Here is a 26,067-nt window from a genome sequence, read left to right on the forward strand (position 1 = left end):
GGCCGCCTGCACGATGCCCGCGATCTGCCCGATCAGCCCGCCGACCGCGTTGATGATGCCGGCCGCCTTTCCGGCCCCACCGGCGGCGCCTCCCGCCGCCCCGCCTCCCGGTTCGCCGCCGGCCTGCGCCGCGCCCTGGGCGATGCCGCGGAGGCCGCCGACGATGCCACCGAGCCGCTGTACCCGGAGCTCGGTGGCCTGCGGGTCGACCAGTTGGCCGGACCGCTCGCCGCGCATCTCCTCGGTGACCGCCCAGGCCCGGTCGAGCTGGCTGGCCATGGCGACGTCCCAGGGCACGCTCGGACAGGCCGCCCCGGCGACCTCGACCCTGCCGCCGCAGCGGGCCGCCGCCCGCCGCTGCTGGATCAGGTCGACCACGGCCTGCCGGTTGGCGATCCGGGCCGCCGCGTTGGCATCCGGGTTGCGCCGCTGGTCTGCGATGAAGGTCAGGTTGTTCCGCAGGGCGGTGTCCAGACCCTGGCAGTTCTCGGCCGCCTGGCCGGTTCCGGTCGCCACCGCGAAGGCCGCGCCCGCCGTCATGGTGAGCGCCACCCCGCCGGCGATCTTCCGGTTCCGGGACGAACCGGTCGTTCCGCGCCTCCTGGTTGTGTCCCTGCTCCACGCCATCGAAGCTCCTCCGCCTCGTCCGTCACGGGTTGTCCGGCATCCGTTCAGCGGTACGGCTGGACGACCAGCTCCGTTCACGAGGGACGGCGGTCGGGGCGGCATTGTCGACGCAAGGTAGTCACGAACGGCCGCGTCGGTCACCCAGCGTGGAGGTCACGGTGATCGACACGGCAATGCCGACATGGCGGCAACCGTGACGCCGGCATGCCGCCATGTCGGCGAAGCGGAGTGGATCATGCCTGCCGGCTGGGGGCCGTGCGGCTACGCGGGAGTCGGGGAGGACGGGACGGCCGATGCGGGGACGCCGAGCGCGTCGAGGCGTTCCCGGGCGGCCGGCACGGTGGCCGGGTCGGCGGCCAGCTCGACCAGCTCCGCCAACGGCAGCGACTCCCCGGCGTCGGTGAGCAGCTCCGGCGGCCCGGACCAGGAGTGCCGCCAGGCCGCGACGCCGGACTCGACCGCCGCCGCCTCGACCGCGCCCTCGAACGCCGCGGTCAGCTCCCGCAGGCCCTCCTCGCCCTCGGCGTCCGGAGTGAGGGCGCGGGCGAGGTCGTCGTACCGGTCGGCGGCGAAGAGGTCGAGCAGGACGGCGAGGTCCGCCTGGGCGCGTCCGGTCAGCCGGGCGGCCGCCTGGTACAGCGGGTGGGCCAGTCCCCGGGCGGTCTGGTCGGCCAGCGCCGGGGTGAGCCGGTCCCAGGGCAGTAGCCGGATGCCGGCCCGCTCGAAGATGCCCGCCTGCAACTGGCGGCCGGCGGCGTCCAGGTCGGGGACGAGCACGCCGGCCGGACGGTCGTCGGCGGCCACCGGTACGTCCGGTACGAACCGGAGCGCGGCGATCCGGTCCCCGATCGGCGGGTGGCTGTCCCACCAGCCCGGCTCGGCCGGGTTCACCTCGACGCTGCGTTCGCGGATCTCCTCGCGGCACGCGGTCAGGTACGCCTCGAACCCGCCGAACAGGTCCTCCGGCAGGTGGCCGCGGTCGTACGCCGGCAGCACGTGGTGCTCCAGGTATCCGTCCCAGCCGGTGGCCACCACCCGGATCTCGCGCAGCGCGCTGACCATCGCCGCCCTTCCGCCGGCGGCCACGGCGTAGCGGTCGGCCTCGTACTCCAACTGCCGGCTGACGGACTGCTCGACGGCGACGTACAGGTGGGCGTAGCCGGAGAGGACGGCGCGCAGCACCCCGACGGTGGTGCCACGGACCGTCTCGACGATGACCATCCGGCCGCGGTGGGCGAGGCGCACGGTTGCCGTGTGCCGGCCGGAGAAGTGCCCCATCTCGTGCGCCAGGACCGCCCGGAGCTGGTCGACGCGATACGCCCGCAGCAGCGGCAGCCCGACGGTGACCGTCCGCCAGCCGGGGATGAGGCCGAACAGCTTCGAGTCCTCGGTCACCGCGGCGTTGGCCTCGGCGACCAGCCGGATCTCGTCCGGTTCGCGGGTGCCGACCCGGGCGGCGAGCTCGCGCACCAGCTCCCACAGCTGCGGCGCGCCCTGCGGGGTGAGCCGGACCCCCGCCGGCGGGGTCGACCGGACGATGAGCACCCGGCCGAGGGCGAACAGCAGCGTGAGGAGCAGGAAGAGGGCGGCGCCGACCACGAATGGCCGGAAGGTCACCGTGCCGGAGCCGTCCCAGTCGCCGCCCACCTCCAGGCCGAACGCGCCGACCACCACGACCAGCCCGAGCGCCAGTACGTAGAAGCCGATCAGCAGGACGACGGACAGCACGGCCCGTAGCGACGTCTTCATCTGCTCTTCCTCCCCCGTGCGGCGAGCAGAGTATCGACGGGGGAGGATGCGTGACAAGATCCTTTCGGCGCGGATTCAGTCGCGGCGGAGCCAGAGCACGCCGAGCGGGGGCACCCGCAGCATCGCCGACGCCACCATCCCGTGCCACGGCACGTCCTCGGCGTGCACCGCGCCGAGGTTGCCCACCCCGGAGCCGCCGTAGTGCTGGGCGTCCGTGTTGATCACCTCGGTCCAGGTGCCGCCGGCCGGCAGGCCGACCCGGTAGCCCTCCAGCGGCTGGGCGGAGAAGTTCGCCACGCAGACCATGGTCGCGCCGTCCGGGGCGATCCGGATGAACGAGACGGTGTTGTTGGCGACGTCGTCGCCGGCGATCCAGCGGAACCCGGCCGGCTCGGTGTCCTGCGCCCAGAGCGCGGGAGTCTTCCGGTAGACCGCGTTGAGGTCGGCGACGAGGCGCTGCACGCCCGCCCGGGCGGGGTCGTGCACCAGGTACCAGTCGAGCCCGCGCTCCTCGCTCCACTCCCGGTCGTCGGCCAGTTCGCAGCCCATGAAGAGCAGTTGCTTGCCCGGGTGCGCCCACATGTACGCGAGCAGCGCCCGCACGTTGGCCAGCCGCTGCCAGGTGTCGCCCGGCATCTTGCCCGCGAGCGACCCCTTGCCGTGCACCACCTCGTCGTGGCTGATCGGCAGCACGTAGTTCTCGCTCCAGGCGTACGCCAGGGAGAAGGTGAGCTGGTGGTGGTGATGCTGCCGGTAGATCGGGTCCTTCGAGGTGTAGAGCAGGGTGTCGTGCATCCAGCCCATGTTCCACTTGAAGCCGAAACCCAGCCCGCCGTCCCCGGTCGGGCGGGTCACGCCCGGCCAGGCGGTGGACTCCTCGGCGACCATCACCACCCCCGGGTGGTGCCGGTAGACGGTGGCGTTCGTTTCCTGGAGAAAGGCGATCGCCTCCAGGTTCTCCCGGCCGCCGTACTGGTTGGGCACCCACTGCCCCTCCTGGCGGGAGTAGTCCAGGTAGAGCATGGAGGCGACCGCGTCCACCCGCAGCCCGTCCACATGGAACTGCTCGCACCAGTAGAGCGCGTTGGCGACCAGGAAGTTGCGTACCTCGCGGCGGCCGAAGTCGAAGACGTACGTGCCCCAGTCGGGGTGCTCGCCGCGGCGCGGGTCCGGGTGCTCGTAGAGCGGGGTGCCGTCGAAGCGGGCCAGGGCCCACTCGTCCTTGGGGAAGTGCGCCGGCACCCAGTCGAGGATCACCCCGATGCCCGCCTGGTGCAGCCGGTCCACGAGGTACCGGAAGTCGTCCGGGTCACCGAAGCGGGACGTGGGGGAGTAGTAGCCGGTGACCTGGTAGCCCCACGAGCCGCCGAACGGGTGCTCCATCACCGGCAGGAACTCCACGTGGGTGAAGCCCAGCTCGGTGACGTACGCGGTGAGCTGGTCGGCCAGCTCGCGGTAGCCGAGGCCGGGCCGCCAGGAGCCGAGGTGCACCTCGTACACGCTCATCGGCTCCTGGTGCGGCTGCCGCTTCGCCCGCCGGCGCAGCCAGTCCCCGTCGTTCCACTGGTACGTCGAGTGGTGCACCACCGACGCGGTGGCAGGCGGCACCTCCGCGTACGCGGCGAGGGGGTCGGCCTTGTCCCGCCAGTGCCCGTCGGCGCCGAGGACGCGGTACTTGTAGCGGGCGCCGACCCGGGCGCCGGGGACGAAAACCTCCCACACCCCGCTGGAGCCCAACGAGCGCATCGGCCAGCCGTCGTCCGGCCCCCAGCCGGTGAAGTCGCCGACCACCCGGACGCCGCGCGCGTTCGGCGCCCAGACGGTGAACGCCACGCCTTCGTCGAAGACCCGCGCGCCGAGCGCCTCCCAGAGCCGCTCGTGCCGCCCCTCGCCGATCAGGTGCAGGTCCAGCTCGCCGAGGGTGGGCGGGTAGCGGTACGGGTCGTCGTGCACCGCGCCGTCCACCTCGACCCGGTAGTCGAGCACCTCGCCGGGCACGGTGGCCTCGAAGACGCCGACGTCGTGCACCCGCTTCATCGGGTGCCGCTCGTCGTCGACCAGCACCGCCACGTCGGTGGCGCCCCGGCGCATCGTCCGGATGGTGGTGTGCCCGTCGTCGGGGTGCGCACCGAGCACGGCGTGCGGGTCGTGCGTCTCGCCGGCGATCAGCTGGTCCATCGTGCGTCGTCCTTCTCGGCCGGTGCGGTCGGGGCGGTGCCGCCGGAGAGGTCGGCGGGTACGTCTTCGACGGTCAGCTCGGGGGCCGCCGGCACGGTCGGCTCCGGGCCGGGGTGCGGCGCCGGCCGGCGCACGGTGAACACGTGCGCGGGCTGCAGGTAGGGGTCGAGCCGGACGGCGTTGCGCTGTCCCCAGTCGTAGCTGGCCCCGGTCAGCTCGTCGTGCACGGTGAACCGGTCGTGCCAGTCGAAGCCGAGCGCCGGCATGTCCAGAGTGGTGTTGCCCCACTGCACGGTGTGCGCGTCGAACGAGCAGATCACGACGACCGTGTTGCCGGTCTGCGGGTCGTGCTTGGACCAGCAGAGCAGCGCCGGGTTGTCGATGTCGTGGAAGCGCAGGTTGCGCAGCTGGTGCAGGGCCGGGTTCTCCCGGCGGACCCGGTTGAGGGTGGCGATGAACGGCGCCAGGGAACGGCCCTGGGCCTGCGCGCCCGCCCAGTCCCGCGGGCGCAGCTCGTACTTCTCGTTGTCCAGGTACTCCTCGGCACCGGGGCGGGCCGCGTGCTCGAAGAGCTCGTAGCCGGCGTACATGCCCCAGGAGGGGGAGAGCAGCGCGGCCAGCACGGCCCGGATCTTGAACATCGGCGGGCCGCCGTGCTGCAGCGACTCGTGCAGGATGTCCGGGGTGTTGGGCCAGAAGTTCGGTCGCATGTAGTCGACCGCCGCGATCAGCTCCTCGCAGTACGCCCGCATCTCCGCCGCCGACGTGCGCCAGGTGAAGTACGTGTACGACTGGGTGAAGCCGATCTTGCCCAGCCCGTGCATGATGGCCGGCCGGGTGAACGCCTCGGCGAGGAACAGCACGTCCGGGTCGACCTGCTTGACCTCCCAGATCAGCCAGTGCCAGAAGTCGAACGGCTTGGTGTGCGGGTTGTCCACCCGGAAGATCCGGATGCCCTCGCCGACCCAGTGCAGCACCACCCGCAGGATCTCGGCCCGGATGCCCTCCGGATCGTTGTCGAAGTTCAGCGGGTAGATGTCCTGGTACTTCTTCGGCGGGTTCTCCGCGTACGCGATGCTGCCGTCGGCCCGGGTGGTGAACCATTCGGGGTGGTCGGTCACCCAGGGGTGGTCCGGGGCGCACTGCAGCGCCAGGTCCATCGCCACCTCCAGGCCCTGCTCGGCGGCGGCGGCGATGAAGTCGCGGAAGTCCTCCGGCGTACCCAGGTCGGGGTGGATGGCATCATGGCCGCCCTCGGCGGCGCCGATCGCCCACGGCGAGCCGACGTCGTCCGGCTCGGCGGTGAGCGAGTTGTTGCGGCCCTTGCGGTTGATCCGGCCGATCGGGTGGATCGGCGGCAAATAGAGCACGTCGAAGCCCATCGCCGCGACGCCGGGGAGGCGTTCCATCGCGGTGGCGAAGGTGCCGGACTGCGCGGGGGAGTCGACGGTGGCCGGGATCGCCCCCTCGGAGCGGGGGAAGAACTCGTACCAGGCGGAGAAAAGCGCGCGGGGGCGGTCCACCCAGAGCCGGCGCTCCTCGCCGGTGGTGACCAGTTCGCGGACCGGGTGGTCCCACAGCAGCCCGGCCAGGTCCAGCGCCGGGGCGACCCGCCGGGGCAGGTCCAGGTCGTCGTCGCGGAGCGCCTTCGCCGCGGCCCGGACCCGCTCCCGGTCGGCGTCCGGCACCAGTTCCAGCGCCGCCTCCAGCACCCGGGCGCCCTCGGCCAGGTCGTTGGCCAGGTCCTCGGGGCCCTGGCCGGCGGCGATCTTCTTGGTCACCGCGTTCTGCCAGGTGAGGTACGGGTCCTGGAACGCCTCCACGGTGAAGACCCACTCGCCGACGGCGTCCGGCCGGATGGTGGCGTGCCAGCGGTCCTGGCCGGGCTCGCCGGGGCGCATCCGGGTGAACGGGCGGGCGGTGCCGTCCGGGCCGAGCCAGACCACGTTGCAGCCGAGCGCGTCGTGCCCTTCGCGGTAGGCGCGGGCCGACACCGGCACGATCTCGCCGACGACCGCCTTGGCCGGGTAGCGACCGCAGGAGACGACGGGGGAGACGTCTTCGATCGGGAACCGTCCAGTCACCCCGTCAACCTACTGCGCGAGATCGCTTCGCGCTCGGCTCAGCCGGCGGCGCCCACCGACCGGTACACCTCCAGGGTGCGCTCCGCGATGGCGTCCCAGGAGAAGTGTTCGACGGCCCGGCGGCGGCCGGCCCGGCCGAACTCGGCGGCCCGCGCCGGATCGGCCAGCACCTCGTTGATCCGGGCCGCGAGGTCGGCCACGAACCGCTCCGGGTCCAGCGGCTTCCCGCTGCCGTCGGCGGCCTGCTCGATGGGGACCAGCAGGCCGGTCTCGCCGTCGGCGACCACCTCGGGGATGCCGCCGGTGGCGGTCGCCACCACCGCGGTCTCGCAGGCCATCGCCTCCAGGTTCACGATGCCCATCGGCTCGTAGACGGACGGGCAGACGAAGATCGTGGCGTGGGTGAGCACCTGGATCACCTCGTGCTTGGGCAGCATCGCGGCCACCCAGATCACCCCGGACCGGTTGGCCCGCAGCTCGGCGACCAGCCCCTCCACCTCGGCGGCGATGTCGGGGGTGTCGGGGGCGCCGGCGAGGAGCACGAGCTGGGTGTCGGCGGGCAGGTCCCGGGCCGCGCGCAGCAGGTACGGCAGGCCCTTCTGCCGGGTGATCCGGCCGACGTACACGACGCTGGGGCGGGACGGGTCGATGCCGAGCCGGTCCACCACGTCGGTGCCGGGGTCCGGGGCGTACTGCCGGGTGTCGATGCCGTTGTAGACCACCCGGACCCGGTCCGGGTCGACCGACGGGTAGGCGGTCAGCACGTCGCGTTTCATCCCCTCGCTGACCGCGATCACCGCGTCGGCCGCCTCCACCGCCGTCCGCTCGCACCAGGAGGAGAGCGCGTACCCGCCGCCGAGCTGCTCGGCCTTCCACGGGCGCAGCGGCTCCAGGCTGTGCGCGGTCACCACGTGCGGCACCCCGTACAGCAGCTTGGCGGTGTGCCCGGCGAGATTGGCGTACCAGGTGTGGCTGTGCACCACGTCGGTGCCGGCGCAGCCGGCGGCCATCTCCAGGTCCACGCCCATCGTCCGCAGGGCCGGGTTCGCGCCGGCCAGGCCGGCCGGCTCGGGGTACGCCGTGACGCCCGGCTCGGTCCGCGGCGCGCCGAAGCAGTGCACCCGTACGTCGGCGAGTCGGCGCAGCTCACGCGCCAGGTACTCGACGTGCACCCCGGCGCCCCCGTAGACCTCCGGCGGGTACTCGCGGGTGAGCAGGTCGACGCGCAGCCGTGCGGAATCCGTCATGCCCCCGCACCCTAGTGCAGAAACATGCCTGGCACCGGGCGCAGAAGTCCGTCCGTACGAGTGGTGAAGTGCGACGCGGATGGTTAGCGTCGGAGCATGGCTGCCAAGGTGCTCGCGATCGTCCTGGCCGGCGGAGAAGGCAAGCGCCTCATGCCGCTCACCACCGACCGGGCCAAGCCGGCCGTCCCGTTCGGCGGGATGTACCGCATGGTCGACTTCGTCCTGTCCAACCTGGCGAACGCCGGCTATCTGAAGATCGTCGTGCTGACCCAGTACAAGTCCCACTCGCTGGACCGACACATCACCCAGACCTGGCGGATGTCGACCATGCTCGGCAACTACGTCACCCCGGTGCCGGCCCAGCAGCGGCGCGGCCCGTGGTGGTTCGCCGGCTCGGCCGACGCTATCTACCAGAGCTTCAACCTGATCAACGACGAGCAGCCGGACTACGTGATCGTCTTTGGTGCCGACCACATCTACCGGATGGACCCGCGGCAGATGGTGGAGGACCACATCGCCTCCGGTGCCGGGGTGACGGTGGCCGGCATCCGGCAGCCGCTGTCGATGGCCGACCAGTTCGGCGTGATCGAGGTGGGCGAGGACGGCCGGCGGATCCGGGCGTTCCGCGAGAAGCCCACCGACGCCGTCGGGCTGCCCGACGCGCCGGACCAGATCTACGCCTCGATGGGCAACTACGTCTTCAGCACCGGCGCCCTCTGTGAGGCCGTCGAGCGCGACGCGGAGGACAAGACCAGCAAGCACGACATGGGCGGCAGCATCATCCCGATGCTGGTCGAGCGGGGCGAGGCCAACGTCTACGACTTCAAGGACAACGAGGTCCCGGGCAGCACCGACCGGGACCGCGGCTACTGGCGCGACGTGGGGACGCTGGACTCCTTCTACGACGCCCACATGGACCTGATCAACGTCCACCCGGTCTTCAACCTCTACAACTTCGACTGGCCGATCTACAGCAACCAGCCGCCGTACCCGCCGGCGAAGTTCGTCCACCAGTGGGGCGAGCGGGTCGGCCGCGCCGTCGGCTCGATGGTCTCGCCCGGCGCGGTGATTTCCGGCTCGCTCGTCGAGAACTCGATCGTCTCGCCCAAGGTGAAGGTCCACTCCTGGGCGCACGTGGACGGCGCGGTCCTCATGGAGGGCGTCGAGATCGGCCGACACGCGGTGGTCCGCCGGGCCATCCTGGACAAGAACGTGTTCGTTCCGGAGGGCTGTGAGATCGGCGTCGACCTGGAGAAGGATCGGCAGCGTTACACCGTGTCCGACAACGGCATCGTGGTCATCGGCAAGGGTCAGCGCGTCGAGCCCTGAGCCGCGCCCGATCCGCGTCCCGCTACCCGAGGAGGTTCCCGCAGTGGCCCACCCCCGTGCCGGCCAGCCCGCCGAGCCCGCCGACCTGGTCGACGTGCCCCGGCTGGTGACCGCCTACTACGCCGAGCACCCGGATCCGGCCGACCCGGCGCAGCAGGTCTCGTTCGGCACCTCCGGGCACCGCGGGTCGAGCCTGAAGAACGCCTTCAATGAGGATCACATCCTCGCGGTCACCCAGGCGCTCTGCGACTACCGGCGGGAGCAGGGCCTGGACGGTCCGCTCTTCCTCGCCCGGGACACCCACGCTCTCTCCGCCCCGGCGGAGGTCAGCGCGCTGGAGGTGCTCGCCGCCAACGACGTCACCGTCCTGGTGGACAGCCGCGACGGCTACACCCCGACCCCGGCGCTGTCGCACGCGATCCTCACCCACAACCGGGGCCGGACCAGCGGGCTCGCCGACGGCATCGTGATCACCCCGTCGCACAACCCGCCGGAGGACGGCGGGTTCAAGTACAACCCGACCCACGGCGGGCCGGCGGACACCGACGTCACGAAGTGGATCCAGGACCGGGCCAACGCCATCCTCGCCGCCGGGCTCAGGGAGGTGAAGCGGGTCCCGTACGCGCGGGCCCGCGCCGCCGAGACCACCGGGGAGTACGACTTCCTCGCCCGCTACGTCGACGACCTGCCGGCGGTGCTGGACATCGACGCGATCCGGGACGCCGGCGTCCGGATCGGCGCCGACCCGATGGGCGGGGCGAGCGTGGCGTACTGGGGTGAGATCGCCGAGCGGCACCGGCTGGACCTCACGGTGATCAACCCGACGGTCGACCCGACCTGGCGGTTCATGACGCTCGACGGCGACGGCCGGATCCGGATGGACTGCTCCTCGCCGAACGCGATGGCGTCGCTGATCGCGGCCCGCGACAGGTACCAGGTCTCCACCGGCAACGACGCCGACGCCGACCGGCACGGCATCGTCACCCCGGATGGTGGCCTGATGAACCCGAACCACTACCTGGCGGTGGCGATCGGCCACCTCTTCCGCACCCGGTCAGACTGGGGCCCGGACGCCGCGATCGGCAAGACGCTGGTCTCCTCCTCGATGATCGACCGAGTCGCCGAGGACCTGGGCCGGCCGCTGCTGGAGGTGCCGGTCGGGTTCAAGTGGTTCGTGCCCGGGCTGCTCGACGGGGCGGTCGGCTTCGGCGGCGAGGAGAGCGCCGGTGCCTCCTTCCTGCGCCGGGACGGCGGCACCTGGACCACCGACAAGGACGGCATCCTGCTCTGCCTCCTCGCCTCGGAGATCATCGCGACCACCGGCCGGTCGCCCAGCGAGCACTGGGCGGAGCTGGCCGACCGCTTCGGCGCGCCCGCGTACGCCCGCATCGACGCCCCGGCGAGCCGGGAGGAGAAGGCCGTGCTGGCCAAGCTCTCCCCGGAGCAGGTGACGGCGACCGAGCTGGCGGGTGAGCCGATCACCGCCACGCTGACCAGCGCGCCCGGCAACGGCGCCCCGATCGGCGGCCTCAAGGTGACCACGACGTCCGGCTGGTTCGCCGCCCGCCCGTCCGGCACCGAGGACGTCTACAAGATCTACGCCGAGTCGTTCCAGGGCCCCGAGCACCTGGCCCGGATCCAGGAGGAGGCGAAGGCGCTGGTCTCCGACGTGCTCAAGCAGGCCTGAGCGGCTCAGCGCGGCCCGCCGACGGCTTCCAGCGGCCCCCGCTGCTCGGCGTTCGCGGGTCGCACCCGCCCGACGACCTCGTCGAGCACCCGCTGGAGCCGGGCCGACATCACGGTGCGGGAGCGGTTGTCCTGGATGTACCGGCGGCCCCGGCGCCCCATCTCCTTCAGCGTGGCGTCGTCGAGGTCGGCCAGCTTGCGCAGGCCGGCGGTCAGGTCGCCGGGCGTGGCGAAGCCCGCGTCCGCCGCCGTCAGCACGTCACTCGGCTCGCCGAGGCAGTTGGTGACGACCGGCAGACCGGCGGCCAGGTAGTCGTAGAGCTTGTTCGGGCTGAGGCCGAGGCGGAAGACCGCGGCGTCGTTGAGCACGTGGACGCCGATGTCCGCGCCGCCCAGGATCCCGGCCAGCTCACGCTTGGGCAGCATGCCCAGGAACTGGACGTTCGCCAACCCCTCGGACCGGGCCCGGTCGACCAGCCGCTGCTTGTCGATGCCTTCCCCGATGAGCAGGAAGGTGTGCTCGGGCAGCTCGGCGGCGGCGTCCAGGAGCAGGTCCAGTCCGTTGGCCGGGCCGTGTGCGCCGGCGTAGACGATCAGCCGGCCCCGTACCGGGCAGCGGTCCCGGAGCGGGATCAGGTCGGGCTGGATGTCGAAGTCCTCCGGCTCGGCGCTGTTGCTCACCCATTCCAGCTTCGCCTCGTCGATGCCGAGGGACCGGAAGTAGGAGTACCAGGCCGACGTGACGAGCACGATGCGGTCGGCGCGGCGGTAGAGCCAGAGCTCCAGCGCCCGCAACGCGCGGTGCAGCAGGGAGTTCTCGCGGAGGTAACCGGTGTCCACCATCGACTGCGGCCAGAGGTCGCGGATCTCGAGGACGAACTTCGATCCGCGCAGGCGAGCGGCGAGCCACCCGGCCACCGGGGCGAGGAGGTGCGGGGAGGAGGCGTACACGACGTCCGGTCGCGGCTCGCGCAGGGTGGCGACGACCGCCCCGAGGCAGTACGTCGCGAAGCTGATGACGCGCCGGTGGTCGTTGCCCCGGTAACCGGAGACGTGGACGAGCCGGAAGTGCGGGTCCTGGAAGGAGTGCGGGCGCTGGGAGGCGTGGTCCCGATCGCCCGCGACGATGCGGTACTGCCAACCCTTCAGCCGGCCGAAGAGCTCGACGTGTCGGGTCCCTCCTCCCACGGAAGCCGGCATGGCGTACTGGTTCAGCACGACCACTCGTCGGACGGACGACTCGGTCTTCATGACATCTCCGCTCTGTCGGACCGCAGCTGACCACGGGCCGGCCTATCGACTGCTGGATGAAGGTCGACCGCGCTCCGGTGGGGACGCGACGGTGCTCCGGTGGGCCGCAGGACGGCGACGACCGCGAAGATCCAGAGGAATCGGGTGTCGTAGTAGTCCCCGGAGAAGCTGCTGGCGATGGCGACGTAGACGGCGGCGACCGCACATCCGATCTGCTCCCGCGAGGCCGCTGCCCAGGGGCGGCCACCCCGCCAGCAGGCCAGCGCGGCGGCCAGGGCCAGTCCGACCGCGACGATGCCGCTCTCGGCGGCCAGCGCCAGGAGGTAGTTGTGCGGATAGCTGACGTCGAAGGTGGCGTAGAAGCCGTCCAGGCCGGCACCTGAGAGCGGGTGGTCCAGGAAGAGGCGACCGGCCCAGGAGAAGAGCATCCGCCGATCCGAGAAGCCGCCCTGCTGGACGCCGCTGATCGAGTAGCGGTTCCCGGCCATCGTCGTCGCGACGGCCGTGGTGGCCGCCGCGACGCGGGTGAGCAGCGTCCACACCGCCCACGTGCCGAGCGTCCCGACCGCCCCGACGGCGATCAGGTAGCCGAGTCGGATGCGCGGGGCGAACAGGACCAGGAACGCCACGGCGGCCCCGACGAGGGCGACGAGGCCGCCGCGTGACCCGGAGAGCAGGGCGGCCGCTGCCAGCAGCGGCACCGGCATGAGCAGCAGCCACCCGCGGCGCGCCGCTCCGAGCGTCACGGCGGCGATGATGCCCAGGCAGACGACGCGGACGAAGACGTTGGGGCCGCCGCCGAAAGCCGAGTAGCGCCCCTGCGCCTGGGGGCCGGTGAGGATGGCACCCAGCGTGTAGACGAGGGCGGCGGCCAGCATCAGCGCCAGCAGGACGCGCGCCGCGCGGGCCGGGTCGTCCGCGCTCAGCGCCATGGCGGCGAGGACGAGGACCAGCAGGACGGCCAGGTCCCACCCGGCCTTCCCCAGCCGGGCACCGGGGGGCGCCCAGAGCGCCGACACCAGTTGCACGCCGATCAGCGCGGTGAACAGCAGAACCATCGGCGGTGGCCAGGAGCGCCGCAGGCCGCGGGTCCAGCGCCGCGCGTACCAGGCGAGGGTGCCGAGGACGAGCAGGATGCACCCGGGTACGCGGAGGTCCGGCACGCCGTAGGTGGGCAGCCCCACCCGGTCCAGCGAGAAGCGGCCGCCAAGCGCCACGACGAAGAGAACCGTGAGGAGTGGAACCGACACCCGGGATGCCGGCGCCTGCCTCCACCGGCGTCGGACGGGCTCCACCGCTGGGGTCATGTTCATGCGCGCACACCGCTTTCTTCGGACCGGGACGCTGACCGGCTCCCGGGTGGGACCGCCGGGGCCTTGCCGCAGAGCGCTATCGCGAGCAGCGCGCCGACGCCGTACGCGATGGCCGAGCCGATCGCGGCGCCGGCGGCGCCGTACCGGGGGATCAGGACGAGGTACGCGGCCATGGCGACGACCATGGCGGGGAGGTCGGCGGCGAGCGCACCGCGGGCCTGGCCGGCGGCGACGCTGAGTCCGATGGCGACCCGGCTGACGCTGTAGCAGGCGGCGCCGACGGCCAGTGGCGCCAGCAGTGGGACCGAATCGCGGTACTCCGCCCCGAAGACCGGCACCACCAGCAGGTGTCCTGCGGCCAGCAGGCCGAGTCCCGCCGTCACGCCGTACCCGCCGGCGAGCAGCAGCGGCCCGCCGCGGCGCAGTTCGCCGGCGAGGAAGCGCTGGTGCCAGCGGGACGCCTGCGCGTCGACGTAGCTCTGCACCGGCAGGCAGACGAACTCCGCCACGGTGGCGACCGTGACGTACAGACCCAGTTGCTCGTACGACCCCAGCCAGGGCAGCAGGAACCGGTCCGCGCGAAGCATCACCATGCTGGCGACCGCTGCCGGGAGCAGCCGCAGGCCGAGCCGCCGCGCGGGAGCGAGGCTGCGCGGGATCTCTGGCCGCAGGTCCCTGCTGCGGCGCAGCAGCGACCACGCGACGAGGGGGCCGGCGCCGAGGGCGGTGCCGTACGTCAGCAACCAGACGTCGGGCGACGTCACGCCGGCGCCGGTGAGCACGGCGGCCACGGCGACCAGGGTCAGCTGGCCGACGACGGTGGCGAGGAGGTAGGGGCGGACCACCCCGGCGGCTGCCGCCGCGGTGCGGAGCGCCGCCGCGGTCACCAGGGCGGAGGCGGTCACCGTGAAGCCGACGACGATGAGCAGCGGGTTGTTCGGCGCGCCACCGCCGACTGCGGCGACGACCGGCGCGGCGGCGACCAGACAGACCGCCGCCGACGGCACGACGAGACGGAGGGTGTCGCCGGCGGCATGCCGCGCGGAGGGCTGATGCCGGAGGGTGGCAGGGTAGGAGCGGTCCGTCCCGGCCATCGCGATCATGTTGGTCAGGTAGGTGATCTGAAGCAGGAGCGCCAGGCTGCCGCGGCCGGAAGGCCCCATGGTGCGCGCGGCCATCGCGTTGATGACCAGACTGGCCGCGCCGACGACGAGCTGGGCCCCGACGAGGTGGCCGGCGGTGACCAGAGCCGACAGGCGCCGGGGGGCCCGTGCGGTCTCCGCCGGACCGCCGGACGACCCGCGCGGCATGAGACGCTGCGCCAGCAGCGCCCGACCCCGGTCGGCCATGTCGCCTCCAACTCGATTCGAACAGTGACGGACGGGCGGGTCCGGGCAGCCGGCACTACTCGGCGAGTACGGCTTCCAGCGCGGGCAGCGGACCGGTGGACTGGTGGCAGAGCCACGCCAGCTGCTCGATGACCTGCTCCGGGTCGTCGAACGGGTTCAGCGTGGCCACCTCGGCCGGGTCGAGCGCCGGAACCGGTACGTGGGAGATGAGCGGGTGCAGGGGACGCACGTCGGGCTCGTCCCGGCCGAACAGGTCCTCGTGCAGCTTCTCCCCGGGGCGCAGGCCGGTGTAGACGATCCGGGTGGGGCCGGGCGCCTGGGCGGCGAGCTGCCGGGCGAGGTCGTCGATGCGTACCGGTTGGCCCATGTCGAGGACCAGCGCTTCGCCGTCCCGGCCGATCGCCGCGGCCTGGAGGACGAGGTGCACCGCTTCCTGCACGGTCATCAGGTACCGGGTCACCTCGGGGTGGGTCACGGTGATCGGCAGCCCCGCGTCGATCTGGGCGCGGAAGGCGGTCACCACGGAGCCGCGGCTGCTCAGCACGTTGCCGAACCGGACGCTGAGGAACGTGCCGGCGTGGGCCTGCGCGGCATGGGCGGTCAGCCGCTCGGTGATCCGCTTCGAATACCCGAGCACGCTCACCGGGTCGGCGGCCTTGTCGGTGGAGATGTTGACGAACTTCGACACGTTCTCGCACGCGTTCAACACGGCCAGGGTGCCCCACACGTTGGTCTTGACGGCTTCGCCGGGGTGCCGTTGCAGGAGCGGAAGGTGCTTCAACGCGGCGGCGTGGAAGATGATGTCGGGCCGCCGCCGCTGGATGATGCGCCGGATGCCCTCGTGGTCGCGAAGGTCGGCGAGGATCAGCTGCGGATCGTCCAGCAGGGCCCGACCGGAGAGGGAGAGCTGCAGGCTGTGCAGGGCGGACTCGTCTCGGTCGAGCATCATCAGCTCACCCGGGTCGGCCCGCATGATCTGCCGGCACAGCTCCGAGCCGATCGAGCCCCCGGCCCCGGTCACCAGGATCCGCCGGCCGGTCAACCCGCTCTCGTTGGTCACCGGGTCGGTAACCACCTGTCGCCGGCCGAGGAGGTCGGCGATGTTGGGGCTGCGTACGTCGGTGACGGTGATCCGCTGATCCACCAGCTCGCGGACCGGCGGCAGCACCTTGAACTCGGCGCCGGCCGCCAGGGTCAGCGCCCGGATCTCGCGGATCAGCTCCGCGTCCGCGTTCGCCACCGAGAAGATCACCGTTCTGGCGCCCGTCCGCCGCACCGCGCCGGGGATCTCGTCGCGCCCGCCGAGCACCGGCACACCGTCGATGCGCAGGTGCCGCTTTCCCAGGTCGTCGTCGAGGAGTCCGACCGGCAGGTACCGGCCCCGCGGGTCGCTCAGCAACGCCCGGAGCAGCGACTGCCCGGCCGAGCCCAGCCCGAACAGCAGCACCGCGGTGGCGGACCGCGCATCGGGACGTAGTGCCCGGTCGGTCCGGCGGCGGTACGCCAGGCGGGTCAGCAGCATGCAGAGCAGCGCTATCGCGGCCCCGACCGGTGGTGAACTCGCCGGGACCGGCCGCTCCATGAGCGAGACGACCGCGATCAGCAGGACGACGCCGGTGCACGCGGCGGTCGCGGCCAGTGCGAGTGCCTCCTGCGCGCTGCCCAGCGGAGACCGGCCCCACCGTCGGCGCTGGATCCAGTAGACGGCGAGGTGCAGCACGCCGGCGGCCAGGCCGACATTGACCGCCCGGAGAAACTGACCGACCGTCAGATCGAACTCGTATCGGGACCATGCGGCCACGGTCAGACCGCCTACCCAGGCCAGGCAGTCGGCCGGGAAGAGGGCCGCCGACCGTGGGCGCGGGACCTTGCGAGCCGTTTCCGGCGCTCGTGGAGGTGCGGTGTCGATCAGCGCCATGGCTGCTCCCTCTGCGTCCTCGATGCTGAGTCATCACGGTCGTGGATAAAAGCGAGGAAAACTCTGGTTCCGCTGTGACGGACCGTAGCGTCGGGTCCGGGCGTTCTTGCCGGGAATGGGATGGTCAGCGGGTAAAGCCACCCCAAAGAGGGGGTATGGACGCCGTCACGCCTGCGATGCGGAGTCGAGGTGGCCGGCCGACCGCCCGGTCCCGAGGAACTCCGGGGCGGTGGCATGACCGTCGGCCGAGACGCCCTCGCGGCGGAGGACCCGGACCACCGTCTCCGCGAGAATCTGCAGGTCCAGCCGAAGGCACCGGGTGTCGACGTACCGGACGTCGTAGGCGAACTTCTCCTCCCAGCTCAGGCTGTTGCGGCCGCGTACCTGGGCGAGGCCGGTGACGCCCGGCCGCACCTCGTGGCGGCGTGCCTGCTCCGGGGTGTACCGGTCGAGGTAACGCACCAGCAGCGGTCGCGGCCCCACCAGGCTCATGTCGCCGCGCAGGACGTTCCAGAGCGTCGGCAACTCGTCCAGGCTGGTCGCCCGCAACCACCTGCCCAGGCCGGTCAGCCGATCGCCGTCGGTGACCCGGCCCGGCCCCATCGGCTTCATCGTCCGGAACTTTCGCAGTTCGAAGAGTTGGCCGTGCAGTCCGGGCCGCGTCTGCCGGAAGAGAACCGGCCGGCCCAGCCCCACCGCGACCACCAGGGCCACGGCGAGCAGCACCGGGGAGAGGACCACCAGGGCGACGCCCGCGACGAGGACGTCGAGGAGCCGCTTCGGCCGGTCGTACGGATGGCCTGGCATGGTCACGCCCTCTCCGCGCTCATCAGTGCCCCCATGAAGGCGAACGATCTACGCGAAGAAGACTTTAGTTATGAATCAGACAGGGTCTGCACGGGAACCGAAAGAATCGCGCATTCGGGGCGTACGCGGTCAGCCGTGACCGAGCGGCGCCAGCTGGTCGTCCACGGACACGGCACCAGAGGTTGCCGCAGCCGGGCACAACTCGCGCAGGACGGCAGCAACCTGCCGCATGTCCTCGCCACTCCACCGCACGTCGGTGTGCAGGTGCAGCATCCGGCGGGAGAAGTCGACCTGGTGCGGTGCCGCCTCCTGCGGGCGGAGATCCCACAGCACCGCCGGGTAGATGTTCCTGGCGACCAGCCCGTGGCGGACGGCCTCGCGTCGCTCCGGCGAGTCGAACTCCAGGACCACGCCGAACGCGCGGCGGTGCACCACCACGCCGGGAAGGGCCGACAACCCGGCGGCCAGTTCGGCGGCGTTCGCGATCCGGTGGCGCCGCAGCTCCTCGGCCGGAAGGATGCGCAGTGCTTCCCGGGAGTACTCCGAGATGCCGCTCACCGCGGTCGACCGCAACCCCGTGTCGCCGACGGCGTAGAGCGGCAGGTACTGCTCCTTCGCGACCGGTGCGCCCGCCAGGTAGGCCGCCTTCAGGCACATCGCACCGAGGATCCGGCTGACCGCGGCGAGGTGGGCCTCGGTCGGGGGTACGGGGTCGGGCAGCGGGTGCCCGTTGCCCGACCAGAGCATTCCCCCGTCGGGCAGCGGCAGGGTCTTGTGCAGCGACGCGAACACGTAGTCGGCCCGCGCCCGGTCGAGCCAGGGCGCGACCGGGTCGTGCGTCACGTCGACGATCAAGGTTGCCGGGGTCGACGGCAGCACGGGCGGCTCGCCGAAGTACGAGACGGTGATCACGGCGTCCCCGGGCCCGGCGTCCGGCCGGGCGTGCGGACCCGTCGGCCCGGTGTCGTACCGCCGCACGGGTGCCAGGTCGAGCAGACCGTCGACCACCGAGGGGCTGTAGTAGGCCGGGACGTGTACGGTCTCCCACCCGTGTTCCCGCCGGCCGAATTCGATCAGCGCCCGCAACGCCTGCCGACCGGACCCGAAGAGCCGGACGGGCTCCGGGAGGCGGACGCCGCCGGCACCGGTCGGCAGCATCAACGGAAACGCGGAACCGACCTCCCAGCGGTCCGCCCTGCTCATCCGGGTGCCCCGACCAGCTCCTGCCGGTACGCCGGAAAGAAGTCGGGGTCCGGTTCCCACCCCGGCAGCCGGCGGCGTCCCTGCACCCGGTGTGCGTCGACCAGCCGGTCGTACGTCGGTTCGTCGAAAACTCTCGTGCCGACCGAGTAGGGGAGCAGGCCGTGCGGGGCGAAGGCCCGCTTGTAGCGGAAGATGCCGTCGTCCGCCGCGTACCCGCCGCCGAGGACGAAGTGCCGCTTCCGGTGCTCCTGCCCCCACCGGATGACCTCGAACTTCAGCAGGTCGTTGGGGCGCAGGTCGAACGCGGACCGCTCGGTCCCGCCCAGATAGGAGTACAGCGTCCGGGCGGAGACGAGCACCAGTTCGGTGGAGACGACGCGCCCGTCGTGCACGGCGTGGAAGAAGGAGAAGTGTCCGGGTAGTTCGTCGAGGATGGTCCGGAAGAACTGTGGCGGGAAGTAGTAGCTCCTGCCGGCCTGGCGACGATCCATGGTGCCCTGGTAGATCCGCAGGAAGTCACCGAGGCGTGCGCCGGTCTCGTCGACCTCGATGGTGACGCCGAGCCGCCTGGCCTTGCTCACGTTCTTGCGAACCTTGTGGTCGAACTCGCGCCACATGTCCTCCGGTGAGGTGCGGAGATCACGCACCACGTTGACGAGCTTCGGCTCGGTCCGGCCGGGGTACGGCAGGCGGTCGTCCTCGAAGAGGCTGAGCCGGGTGAACTCGGAGACCACGTGCCGGGCCCGGCAGAAGTCGTCGAAGGCCGCCCAGAACTCCTTGGCCTCCGCCTCACCCACGCCGTTGTGGAAGGCTCCGCCGTAGCCGTACGGGGTGGTGATGTCGTGGATCGACCGCCCCGGGGCGACCAGGTGTGGCGCGGTGATCCGGCGCAGCACGAAGGGGTACAGGATGAACCCGGACGGTGTTTCGGCGTACGCCGCGAGCGGCTCGTCGTGCTCGCCGGCGAAGAGGCGCACGTACGCGGGGTGGGCGAACACTTCCCGGGCGGGCGATGCCCGGTGCACCGCCAGCCACCGGCTCACGTCCGCCGTCCGGCGGGCGTTCCAGATCTCCAACCTCATCGCACCGCCAGCTGCCCCGGTCATCGGCTCTTGAGGAACTGTTCGATGCCATCGAGGACGCGGGCGAGCTGGCTCTCGGTCATCGCGTAGCCGCTGGGCAGGGTGAGACCGTCCGTGAAGAGCCGCTCGGCGGCGCCGGTGAGCAGCGCACGTGCGCCGCCGAAGACCGGTTGGAGATGCATCGGCTTCCACACCGGTCGGGTTTCGATGTCCTGCGCGGCCAGGTGGGCGGCGAGGTCCGCGGCCCGCCACCCGGCGACCGCCGGATCGACGACGACGGTGGTGAGCCAGCAGTTGGCCTCCCAGTCCCCGTCGGCGAGCAGCCGCACACCGGGTACCGCGGCGAACAGCTTGGCGTACTGCTCCCGCAGCCATCGGCGCCGCGCCACGATGTCGTCCAGGCGGTGCAGCTGGGCCCGCCCGAGTGCCGCGAGCACGTTGCTCAGTCGGTAGTTGTAGCCCACCTCGACGTGTTCGTAGTGCGGAACCGGCTGACGGGCCTGGGTGGACAGGTGCCGGCAGCGGGCGATCAGGTCGGCGTCGTCGGAGAGCAGCATCCCACCCCCCGACGTCGTGATGATCTTGTTGCCGTTGAACGACAGCACCCCGGCCCGCCCGAACGATCCGGCCGCTCTGCCGTGGTGGGTGGCGCCGAGCGCCTCGGCGGCGTCCTCCACCACCGGTACCTCGGCGTCCGCGCAGATCGGCAGGATCCGGCTGTAGTCGGCGCAGGTACCGAACATGTCCACCGGCAGCACGGCCGCGACCCGGCGGCCGAGGGTCCGCAGCTCGCGGAGCAGTTCGTGCAGGAGGTCCGGGTCGACGTTGCCGGTGGCGGGATCGCAGTCGACGAAGACCGGTTCCGCGCCGGTGTAGACGGCGGCGTTGGCCGTCGCCACGAACGTCAGGGTGGGCACCACGACGACGTCCCCGGGACCGGCGCCGACGGCGAGCAGCGCCAGGTGCAGGCCCGCGGTGCCGGAGGCGAGGGCCACCGCGTGCCCACAGCCGACCCGCTCGGCCACCTCCCGTTCGAACGCTTCGAGATGCGGACCGGCGGGCGCCACCCATCCGGACCGCAGCGCGTCCAGGACGTACGACTCCTCGAGCGGTCCGACGTCCGGGGGCGACAGCAGCACGCGCGGGGTCATGAGGCGCGCGACCCGGGGTGCGGGACCACTGGTCGAACGGGCAACCGTGCAGGGAAAGCCATCGACCGCCTCCGGCTCGTCGGGCGGCCCGGTCATCCGATCCGGCCGCTGGACTGGTCTCAACCGGCTAACGAGAGACCCCCGGGCCGGTGGTGATTTCGTACCCGTTCGGGGGATTCGCCAGCATGATGCTGCGGGCCGGTGGGAAGCGGTGGTGCGGCCACCGGAGACGAGAACCGGCGGACGGGTGCGACCTGCCGCTTTTTCCGAATTAGGCCGGTTCAGCGAGCTTTGCTCGCCTAGGTTCTTGGTCATGGAGCACGACGGCCGTAGGACGGCGGAGGAGACGACGGTCGAGCTGGGGTTCGCGAGCGCCGAGGACCCGGCGCGACACCGGCGGTGGAGCCGGCGACGGCTCGGGCGGCCGGGCGGCCGCCGGGCTCGCACGACCGCGCTCGTCGTCCTCCTCGCCCTGCTCGCGCTCCTCGGCGGAGCGGGCGCCGGTGGCTGGCTCTACGTCAGGTCGCTGGACAAACAGGTCCAGAAGATCGACGCCTTCCATGGCGTGCCGGAAACGCGCCGACCCGCACGGGTCGCCGACGGCGCGCTCAACTTCCTCGTGGTCGGTAAGGACAAGGCGGACCCGGAAAGCACCGCGTCGCGTACCGACACGATCATGCTGGTCCACGTGCCGAGCAGCCGTGACCGGGCGCAGGTCATCTCGATCCCGCGGGACACCTGGACCACCATCCCGGACTCGAGTGAGGGCGACGGGCAGCCGACCGAGGCCAAGATCAATGCCGCGTACGCCTGGGGTGGCACCCCGTTGCTGGTCCGCACGATCGAGGACTTCACGGGAGTGCGCCTGGACCACGTGGTCGTGATCGACTTCGCCGGCTTCGGGAAGATCATCGACGCGCTCGGCGGGGTGGATGTCACCCTCGACAAGACCTTCACCTCGAAGATGCAGCCCGGCCGCGTCTACCAGCCCGGCACCCATCGACTGGACGGCATCGCCGCCCTGGAGTACGCCCGGGCGCGCAAGCAGTTCGCCGACGGTGACTTCAGTCGGATGCGCCACCAGCAGGACATCGTCGCGGCCGTCCTGCGGGAAGCCGGTAGTAAGGACATCCTGGCCGACCCTGGTCGGCTCGACAACTTCCTCAGGGCCACCACCGGAGCGGTGCAGGTCGACCGGGAGCTGTCCGTCTTCGACACGGTCTGGGCGCTCCGCCAGATCCAGGCGGATGACGTCACGATGCTCACCAGCCCGTCCAGGGGCACGGGAATGGTGGGTGACCAGAGTGTCGTCTTTCCCGACGAGGACGCCGCCGCGAGTCTGTATGAGGCGGTGAAGAACGACACCGTCGACAGCTGGGTGGCCGAGCATCCGAACTGAGGACCGCCGCGGGCCCGACAGGGCTCACCGGGGTGGCGGCAACTCGCGCCGGTTGAGCTGCTCGCGCAGCTCGTCCGGCAGCAGCTCGCGGAGCTGGTCGGGCAGCAGCGGCAGGTCGAGCAGGCTCAGCTTGAGCTGGTTGCGCTCCTGGTAGCGGCGGGGGTCGAGGCGTACCACCAGCCCGGCGTCCCGGCGGTAGCGGATGTGCACGGCCCCCTCGGTCGCCGCGTCCCGGATGATCACCCCGTCCATCTCCACGGCGACCGCCGCCGAGCCGGGCCGCAGCTCCAGGTGGACGGCCTCCTCGGGGGAGAGGACCAGGGCGCGGGAGATGCCGGCCATCGGCGCGGACGGCGTCACCAGCACCCCGTCGGCGGCCGGGGAGATCAGCGGACCGCCGGCCGCGTAGCTGTACGCCGTCGAGCCCGTCGGCGTGCTCACCACGAGCGCGTCGCAGCGGTAGTAGCCGTACCGCTGCCCGTCCACGCCGAGGGTGGCGGTGACGAACCCGGAGCCGGGCTGGCGGACCAGGGCGACGTCGTTGAAGGCCACCACGTCGTCCCCGCACACGTCGCAGACCAGGCAGGCGTGCCTCTCGACGGTGAAGTCGCGCGAGGCGAGCCGGTCCAGCGCCGTCGACAGTTCCGGCGGTTCGACCTCGACCAGGAAGCCGAGCCGGCCCAGGTGCACGCCGAGCACCGGCTTCGGGTCCCGCACGGCCGCGCGTAGCGCGCCCAGCATGGTGCCGTCACCGCCGATGCTGATCAGGGCGTCCGCGCGGGCGGCCAGCTCGGCGGCGGGGACCGGCTCGACCGTGTGCGGCACTCGGTGCCGGTCCTCGGCACGGACCAGCAGCGTCTTGCGGTGGCGTGCCGCCCACCGCTCGATGATGCCGACCACCTCGGAGACGTCCCGGGTGGGGTGCAGCACCAGCCCCAGCCGATACCCCATAGGGACAGCTCATCACAATGTGGCCGGGTGGGCGGGCGGACCGGGGAGGCCGCCCGTCGGGGTGGAGAAGCACCTTTTTGCATCCGTTCGTCTTGCTGCCGCTCCCACCGGCCTGCTAGCTTGCCCCGCGTATCGGGACCGGCGTCGGGCCCGGGCCACCCCCGTCGACCGAGGAGATCATGTGAAACCCCCCGCCGGGGGCGCACCATCGCGCCTGTACGTCATCGACGGACTGCGGCTGGTCGCCGCCCTCCTCGTCGTGGGCTTCCACTTCACCGTCTTCGGCAAGCCCTGGGAATATGAGGGACTGCCGGCGCTCGGCACGTACACCCAGTTCGGCTGGCTCGGTGTGTATCTCTTCTTCCTGATCAGCGGCTTCGTGATCTGCATGAGCGCCGAGGGGCGCGGGCTGGCCCAGTTCGCGGCCGCCCGGATCACCCGGCTCTACCCGGCGTACTGGTTCGCGGTGCTGGCGACCAGCGCGGTGGTCACCCTGTGGCCGGTGGTCGGCAAGCCCCTGTCGCCGGGCGACGTGCTGACCAACCTCACGATGTTCCCCGACCTGCTGAAGGTGGACCAGGTCGACCCGGTCTACTGGACCCTTGCCCACGAGCTCCGCTTCTACCTGCTGTTCGGTCTGTTCGTGCTGGTCCGGGGGTACACCCCGCGCCGGGTGCTGCTGTTCGCCGCCGGCTGGCTGATCGCCAGCCTCTTCGCGTACAAGTCGATCCCGGCGCTCACCAACCTGCTCATCCCGCGCAGCTCGGCCCTGTTCGTCGCGGGCATGGCGCTGTTCCTGATCTACCGGCACGGCTCGAACATCTACCTGTGGGGCCTGGTGGGGGCCTCCTGGCTCGTCTCGCTGGAGATGATCGGCAGCCTGGAGCCGCACCCACCGGCCCGGCCGGTGCTCTCGCCGACCGAGGTCGCCATGGTCGAGGCGGCTCTGGTCACGGCCTTCTTCCTGATCCTCGCCGCGGTGGCCACCCACCGCCTCGCGCTCGGCTGGCGGTGGCTGACCACCGCCGGAGCGTTGACCTACCCGCTCTACCTGCTGCACGAGTACATCGGCTGGGTGATGATCCACCACCTGCACCAGGTGCTCCCGGAGTGGGTGACCCTGCTCGTCGTGGTGGTGTTCTTCCTGGTCGTCTCGTGGCTCGTGCACCGGTTCGTCGAGAAGCCCGTCTCGAACTGGCTGCGCCGCCGGTTCGCGGACGCCCGGGCCTCCTCGTTCCTGAGCCAGCCGCCGGCCGGGCGACGTCCCGCGACGCCGGCGCCGGCCACCCCCGCCCTGGTGCCCGCACAGGGCGTCGCCCTGACCCCGCTGCCCACCGGCCCGACCCGGTTCCTGGCCGGGTCCAGCGCCGGCTCCGCCGACTGACCGACCACGTCACCGCAGGGGCCCCGGACCGCGTCCGGGGCCCCTGCCGTATCCGGCGTTGGTGATTGGTGGTCGCTCGGGTCCCGGGCCGCCGGAGCGGGCCGCCGCGGAGCTGCTGACACCTGCCGCGGCGAGTAGAGTGCACCGGCCGACGGCAGGAACGCCGCCCGACCACAGGAGCCGCTGTGCTGCACTTGAGGATCATCGCGCCGACCGACCGGTCGACGGCGGTGGCGGATCTGCTCGCCGATGACCCGGGTGTGGCACATCTGGCGGTCCTGCCCGGCGCCGCGCGTCAGCCGGTCGGTGACCTGATCCTCTGCGACGTCGTCCGGGAGAGCGCCGACCGGGTGCTGCACCAACTGCAGGAGCTGGGTGTCGAGGCGCGCGGTGCGATCTCCGCCGACGACGTCGAACTGACCCTCTCCGCCGCGGCCAGGAAGGCGGCCCGCGACGCGCCGGGGCACGGCGAGGACGCGGTGGTGTGGGACGAGATCGCGGCGAAGACCGGCGAGCAGACCGTCCTGACCGGCACCTTCCTCGTGCTGATCATGGTGGCCACCATGATCGCCGGCATCGGCGTCCTGCTCGACCAGCCGATCCTCATCGTCGGCGCGATGGTGGTCGGCCCGGAGTTCGGCCCGCTCGCCGCGCTCTGCGTCGCCCTGCTCCGCCGGCAGCCGAACATCATCGCCCGCTCGGTGCAGGCCCTGGTGGTGGGCTTCCTGGCCGCCATGCTGGTCACCGTGCTGAGCACCTGGGCGCTCACCGCCGCCGGCCTGGTCGACCGGGGGATGCTGCTGGCCGACCGACCGCTGACCGACTTCATCTGGCGGCCCGACGCGCTCTCCTGGGTGGTCGGCCTGCTCGCCGGCGTCGCCGGCATGCTGTCGCTCACCTCGAAGAAGTCCGGCTCGCTGGTCGGTGTGCTGATCTCGGTCACCACCGTGCCGGCCGCCGCCAACGTGGCCGTCGCCGCCGCGTACGGGGTGTGGCACGAGGCCGGGGGATCGGCGCTGCAACTGGTGATCAACCTGTGTGCCATCGTGCTGGCCGGGCTGCTCACCCTGTTCACCCAGCAGCTCTGGTGGTGGCACGTCCGGCGCCAAAGTAACCGGGACGGGGTGGCCTGGCGCTGAGCGGCCTCAGCGCCAGTCGTCGCCGGCGTCGAGCCGGCGGGTGAGCAGGGTGCGCAGCGGCATCGACTCGCCGTCGCGCCCGCCCCGACCCACCACCAGCGGCGCGGGAGACGGCTGCGGGTCGGCGCCGAGGAGCCGGGCGCGCAGGCTGGCCGGGACGGTCAGCAGGTGGAACCGGCCGTCGGTGTCGACCGCCCGGGTCCGGGCCCGGTCGACGTAC

18 protein-coding genes and 2 pseudogenes are annotated in these 26,067 nt (G+C 72.0%); 5 read left to right on the plus strand and 15 right to left on the minus strand.

Annotation, left to right across the window (positions count from 1 at the left end; genetic code table 11):
• The 5 genes and pseudogenes from DKL51_RS35770 to glgA all read right to left on the minus strand — a co-directional run.
• Positions 1-627 (minus strand): annotated as a pseudogene (locus DKL51_RS35770) (hypothetical protein); the annotation flags it as partial.
• Positions 628-888: 261 nt separating this feature from the next.
• Positions 889-2,376 (minus strand): M48 family metallopeptidase, encoded by a 1,488-nt coding sequence (locus DKL51_RS17000; RefSeq protein WP_109946368.1) that lies wholly within the window; start codon positions 2,374-2,376, stop codon positions 889-891.
• A gap of 75 nt (positions 2,377-2,451) precedes the next feature.
• Positions 2,452-4,554, minus strand: coding sequence for a 1,4-alpha-glucan branching protein GlgB (gene glgB, locus DKL51_RS17005; RefSeq protein ID WP_109946367.1), 2,103 nt, complete (start codon positions 4,552-4,554; stop codon positions 2,452-2,454).
• Positions 4,542-6,638: an alpha-1,4-glucan--maltose-1-phosphate maltosyltransferase gene (locus tag DKL51_RS17010; protein ID WP_109946366.1), complete on the minus strand. Its 2,097-nt coding sequence runs from the start codon at positions 6,636-6,638 to the stop codon at positions 4,542-4,544. The genes glgB and DKL51_RS17010 overlap by 13 nt, the downstream gene beginning before the upstream one ends.
• A 38-nt stretch (positions 6,639-6,676) precedes the next feature.
• Positions 6,677-7,885 (minus strand): glycogen synthase, encoded by a 1,209-nt coding sequence (gene glgA, locus DKL51_RS17015; protein WP_124812256.1) that lies wholly within the window; start codon positions 7,883-7,885, stop codon positions 6,677-6,679.
• Positions 7,886-7,981: 96 nt separating this feature from the next.
• Between glgA and glgC the strand changes: the two genes are divergently transcribed.
• Positions 7,982-9,214, plus strand: coding sequence for a glucose-1-phosphate adenylyltransferase (glgC, locus tag DKL51_RS17020; protein WP_109946364.1), 1,233 nt, complete (start codon positions 7,982-7,984; stop codon positions 9,212-9,214).
• 43 nt (positions 9,215-9,257) lie between these two features.
• Positions 9,258-10,901 carry a phosphoglucomutase (alpha-D-glucose-1,6-bisphosphate-dependent) gene (gene pgm, locus DKL51_RS17025; RefSeq protein ID WP_109946363.1) on the plus strand — a complete coding sequence of 548 codons (1,644 nt, stop codon included), beginning with the start codon at positions 9,258-9,260 and terminating at the stop codon, positions 10,899-10,901.
• Positions 10,902-10,906: 5 nt separating this feature from the next.
• Here the strand turns inward: pgm and DKL51_RS17030 are convergent, their stop codons facing one another.
• The 8 genes from DKL51_RS17030 to DKL51_RS17065 all read right to left on the minus strand — a co-directional run bounded on the left by DKL51_RS17030 (position 10,907) and on the right by DKL51_RS17065 (position 20,962).
• Positions 10,907-12,151: a glycosyltransferase family 4 protein gene (locus tag DKL51_RS17030; RefSeq protein WP_109946362.1), complete on the minus strand. Its 1,245-nt coding sequence runs from the start codon at positions 12,149-12,151 to the stop codon at positions 10,907-10,909.
• Positions 12,148-13,401 carry an O-antigen ligase family protein gene (locus tag DKL51_RS17035; RefSeq protein ID WP_165823201.1) on the minus strand — a complete coding sequence of 418 codons (1,254 nt, stop codon included), beginning with the start codon at positions 13,399-13,401 and terminating at the stop codon, positions 12,148-12,150. Before DKL51_RS17035 ends, DKL51_RS17030 begins: the two co-directional genes overlap by 4 nt.
• A gap of 59 nt (positions 13,402-13,460) precedes the next feature.
• Complete coding sequence (locus tag DKL51_RS17040; RefSeq protein WP_109946360.1) at positions 13,461-14,813, minus strand: lipopolysaccharide biosynthesis protein; 1,353 nt, start codon at positions 14,811-14,813, stop codon at positions 13,461-13,463.
• Between the two features lie 55 nt (positions 14,814-14,868).
• Positions 14,869-16,731, minus strand: coding sequence for a polysaccharide biosynthesis protein (locus tag DKL51_RS17045; protein ID WP_109946359.1), 1,863 nt, complete (start codon positions 16,729-16,731; stop codon positions 14,869-14,871).
• 165 nt (positions 16,732-16,896) lie between these two features.
• Positions 16,897-17,538, minus strand: coding sequence for a sugar transferase (locus DKL51_RS17050; RefSeq protein WP_109946371.1), 642 nt, complete (start codon positions 17,536-17,538; stop codon positions 16,897-16,899).
• Between the two features lie 129 nt (positions 17,539-17,667).
• A complete protein-coding gene (locus DKL51_RS17055) occupies positions 17,668-18,741 on the minus strand; it encodes an aspartate aminotransferase family protein (protein ID WP_109946358.1) in 1,074 nt (357 codons plus the stop codon).
• A complete protein-coding gene (locus tag DKL51_RS17060) occupies positions 18,738-19,823 on the minus strand; it encodes a GNAT family N-acetyltransferase (RefSeq protein WP_165823200.1) in 1,086 nt (361 codons plus the stop codon). The genes DKL51_RS17055 and DKL51_RS17060 overlap by 4 nt, the downstream gene beginning before the upstream one ends.
• Positions 19,824-19,843: 20 nt before the next feature.
• Positions 19,844-20,962: a DegT/DnrJ/EryC1/StrS family aminotransferase gene (locus tag DKL51_RS17065; protein WP_243420822.1), complete on the minus strand. Its 1,119-nt coding sequence runs from the start codon at positions 20,960-20,962 to the stop codon at positions 19,844-19,846.
• 325 nt (positions 20,963-21,287) lie between these two features.
• On the opposite strand from DKL51_RS17065, the gene DKL51_RS17070 reads away from it, so the two are divergent.
• Positions 21,288-22,373, plus strand: coding sequence for an LCP family protein (locus DKL51_RS17070; protein WP_109946355.1), 1,086 nt, complete (start codon positions 21,288-21,290; stop codon positions 22,371-22,373).
• A 24-nt stretch (positions 22,374-22,397) separates the two neighbouring features.
• Here the strand turns inward: DKL51_RS17070 and DKL51_RS17075 are convergent, their stop codons facing one another.
• Complete coding sequence (locus DKL51_RS17075; protein WP_109946370.1) at positions 22,398-23,324, minus strand: NAD(+)/NADH kinase; 927 nt, start codon at positions 23,322-23,324, stop codon at positions 22,398-22,400.
• A 181-nt stretch (positions 23,325-23,505) separates the two neighbouring features.
• Between DKL51_RS17075 and DKL51_RS17080 the strand changes: the two genes are divergently transcribed.
• Both DKL51_RS17080 and DKL51_RS17085 read left to right on the plus strand, forming a co-directional pair.
• Positions 23,506-24,708, plus strand: coding sequence for an acyltransferase family protein (locus tag DKL51_RS17080; RefSeq protein ID WP_243422556.1), 1,203 nt, complete (start codon positions 23,506-23,508; stop codon positions 24,706-24,708).
• Positions 24,709-24,893: 185 nt separating this feature from the next.
• Entirely contained in the window at positions 24,894-25,847 is a 954-nt protein-coding gene (locus DKL51_RS17085) for a DUF389 domain-containing protein (RefSeq protein WP_109946354.1), read from the plus strand.
• 6 nt (positions 25,848-25,853) lie between these two features.
• Here DKL51_RS17085 and DKL51_RS17090 read toward each other — a convergent pair.
• A pseudogene (locus DKL51_RS17090) lies at positions 25,854-26,067 on the minus strand (hypothetical protein); the annotation flags it as partial.

It is taken from the genome of Micromonospora globispora (genome assembly GCF_003857015.1).
Taxonomy (GTDB): Bacteria; Actinomycetota; Actinomycetes; order Mycobacteriales; family Micromonosporaceae; genus Micromonospora; species Micromonospora globispora.

Excerpts from the sequence above, each read along its gene's own strand:
- DKL51_RS17050 (WP_109946371.1), bottom strand. The coding sequence starts at position 17,538 with ATGCCAGGCCATCCGTACGACCGGCCGAAGCGGCTCCTCGACGTCCTC.
- DKL51_RS17000 (WP_109946368.1), bottom strand. The coding sequence starts at position 2,376 with ATGAAGACGTCGCTACGGGCCGTGCTGTCCGTCGTCCTGCTGATCGGC.
- DKL51_RS17070 (WP_109946355.1), top strand. The coding sequence starts at position 21,288 with ATGGAGCACGACGGCCGTAGGACGGCGGAGGAGACGACGGTCGAGCTG.
- DKL51_RS17040 (WP_109946360.1), bottom strand. The coding sequence starts at position 14,813 with ATGGCCGACCGGGGTCGGGCGCTGCTGGCGCAGCGTCTCATGCCGCGC.
- glgB (WP_109946367.1), bottom strand. The coding sequence starts at position 4,554 with ATGGACCAGCTGATCGCCGGCGAGACGCACGACCCGCACGCCGTGCTC.
- DKL51_RS17075 (WP_109946370.1), bottom strand. The coding sequence starts at position 23,324 with ATGGGGTATCGGCTGGGGCTGGTGCTGCACCCCACCCGGGACGTCTCC.
- glgA (WP_124812256.1), bottom strand. The coding sequence starts at position 7,885 with ATGACGGATTCCGCACGGCTGCGCGTCGACCTGCTCACCCGCGAGTAC.
- DKL51_RS17060 (WP_165823200.1), bottom strand. The coding sequence starts at position 19,823 with ATGAGGTTGGAGATCTGGAACGCCCGCCGGACGGCGGACGTGAGCCGG.
- DKL51_RS17030 (WP_109946362.1), bottom strand. The coding sequence starts at position 12,151 with ATGAAGACCGAGTCGTCCGTCCGACGAGTGGTCGTGCTGAACCAGTAC.
- glgC (WP_109946364.1), top strand. The coding sequence starts at position 7,982 with ATGGCTGCCAAGGTGCTCGCGATCGTCCTGGCCGGCGGAGAAGGCAAG.
- DKL51_RS17045 (WP_109946359.1), bottom strand. The coding sequence starts at position 16,731 with ATGGCGCTGATCGACACCGCACCTCCACGAGCGCCGGAAACGGCTCGC.
- DKL51_RS17055 (WP_109946358.1), bottom strand. The coding sequence starts at position 18,741 with ATGAGCAGGGCGGACCGCTGGGAGGTCGGTTCCGCGTTTCCGTTGATG.